The 392-nt window shown below is 34.4% G+C and carries 1 protein-coding gene and 1 pseudogene; both read right to left on the reverse strand.

The annotated features are described in order from the left end of the window. Nucleotides 1–223: pseudogene (locus tag J7R05_RS08815) on the reverse strand (shikimate dehydrogenase); the annotation flags it as partial. Continuing rightward, nucleotides 216–392, reverse strand: a 177-nt coding sequence (locus tag J7R05_RS08820) for a Maf family protein (protein WP_208541924.1), incomplete at its 5' end; no start/stop codon positions are given. The pseudogene J7R05_RS08815 and the gene J7R05_RS08820, both read right to left, overlap by 8 nt.

A 392-nucleotide genomic window follows, 5' to 3' on the forward strand; every position in this document is an offset into this window, starting at 1 on the left:
AGGGTAGAGTGACATTCCCCCCACAAAAACCTCTTTTTCGTATAGATGTGACAAAATCTCTAAATTCTTCAGAGCTTACTTCCTGTGCCAGATATTCACCTTGTAAATTATAGTGTTTAAGCCAAAAATTATGAATTTTTGGTGATTTTGAATGATAAATAGGCGTACCAACAACAAAGGCACGTGGAATTGTTTTTTTACACCTTACTGTTATATCAACCATCAATAACCCCCAAATGCCGTAATTTCGCTAATAAAGGTAATAAAGGTAAACCAATAATCGTAAAAAAATCTCCATCAATTTTTTCAAAAAGATGCATTCCCTCCCCCTCAATTTGATACACTCCCACACTGTTTAAAACATCTGTTCCTACACGTTTTAAATAACGTTC

It is taken from the genome of Bartonella capreoli, from assembly GCF_902813205.1.
Classification (GTDB): Bacteria; Pseudomonadota; Alphaproteobacteria; order Rhizobiales; family Rhizobiaceae; genus Bartonella; species Bartonella schoenbuchensis.